The organism is Streptomyces sp. AF1A (assembly GCF_047340315.1).
Taxonomy (GTDB): domain Bacteria; phylum Actinomycetota; class Actinomycetes; order Streptomycetales; family Streptomycetaceae; genus Streptomyces.
In genome coordinates this window covers 1-1,547 of record NZ_JBLEBI010000376.1, presented here as the reverse complement: position 1 = coordinate 1,547, position 1,547 = coordinate 1, and the positions used below count along the sequence as shown (strand labels likewise).

Sequence of the window (1,547 nt, the reverse complement as noted above, 5' to 3'; positions counted from 1 at the left end):
AGGGCTTGCAGATCATTAACACGTTGTCTTGATCATGCTGCTGGGGTCGCCACTCAGGGCTTGAACCCGAGCCTGGAGGGCTGTGAGGGCGGCGGGCGGGGTGGCTGCCGGCGGGATGACGATGCTGTGCGCCTTGAGCAGTGTCCTGATCTTCAGCAGGGTGCGGTGCATGGCGGTGCGACTGCTGTCGAACAGCACGGCGAGGGGTTCTGCGGCCAGGGCGACCCGCAGGTGAAGGACGGCTGCCAGGACCTGGTCGGGGAAGGCGAGTCGGGGCGGGCGGCCGCGCTTGACGTCGCCGTCGACGGCCAGAGTGTCGGTCAGATCGCTCAGTTGCTGCCGGGTCATGCCGGTCAGGAGGGGGTCGGACAGGAGAGCGTGGTCCCATTCCGGGGTCGGCTTCTGCGGAGCCCGGGGTGCTGGGACGGCGGGGCACGGCTGGGGGTGCACGGCATAGTTCCAGTCGCCGTGGAAGGGGTGTCGGGTCAGTGGCAGGGAGGCCATCTCCGCGTCGCCGATCTGGACTCCGGTTGGGTAGATGTTGGTGTCCAGCTCGGCCTGGACGCGCAGTCCGGTGCGGGTGGTGGTCGCGGCGATGGACTGGACGATGACTTCGTGGCTGGTCAGCGGGCGGCCGCGCCAGTTCATGGTGATGTGCGAGAAGAGCCGGTGCTCGATCTTGTTCCACTTCGATGTACCTGGCGGCAGGTGGCACACGGTGATCGTCAGTCCTGTTTCGGCAGCGAGCCGGGCGAGTTCGAGCTTCCAGGCCCGGGTGCGGTAGCCGTTCGAGCCGCCCGCGTCGGCGGTGATGAGCAGTCGTGTCGCCTGTGGGTAGGCGGCTTGGCCCTGGCCGGACCACCAGCGGCGGATCGATTCCACCGCGAACGCGGCGGTGTCGTGATCGGTGCCCACGTTGACCCAGCCGGTGTTCGCCGCGAGGTCGTAGATCCCGTACGGGACGGCCTTGCCCAGCTGGGGGTCGGCGAAGTCATGGACGTTCACCGGCACCGGATCAGCCGCAGGCCGCCATTGCCGTCCGTTGTTCTTGAACTCGCCGACGAGCTCTTTCTTCTTGGTGTCCACGCTGATCACCGGCTGGCCGGCGTCCCGGTGATCGCGGGCCTGCTCGTTGAGATAGCGGAACTGGGCATCCCGGTCCGGGTGCTGGCTTCCCTCGATGGTCTTGGCGTTGGCCTGCAGGCTGAAGCCTTCCTCCCGCAACAGGTCGGCGACGGTGTCCGCACTGACCTTGTGCCCGGTCCGGGCCAGCTCCCGCGCCAGCGTGCGAGTCGACTTCACGGTCCACCGCAGCGGCGACATCGGATCACCGCGCTCGTCCGGCTCGACCAGCGCCAGCAGCGCCGGCCGCAGCCCCGGATCAAGATCTGCGACCCGTTTGCGTCCCCCTCCCGGCCGCCGTACCCGCCCCAGAGGCTCCTCGCCGGTCTCCAGCTCGAACACGCCCTTGCGGACCGTGGTCTCACTCACCGAGGCCGCCCGCGCGACGGCCCGAACACCACCGTGTCCCAGGACACGGGCCTCCG

The 1,547-nt window shown here is 68.8% G+C and carries 1 protein-coding gene; it reads right to left on the bottom strand.

What is annotated here, in order from left to right; genetic code table 11:
* Positions 1 to 15 precede the first annotated feature (15 nt).
* The coding region (locus tag ACLU3S_RS36955) for an ISAzo13 family transposase (protein ID WP_413956348.1) at positions 16 to 1,547 on the bottom strand (1,532 nt) is incomplete at its 5' end.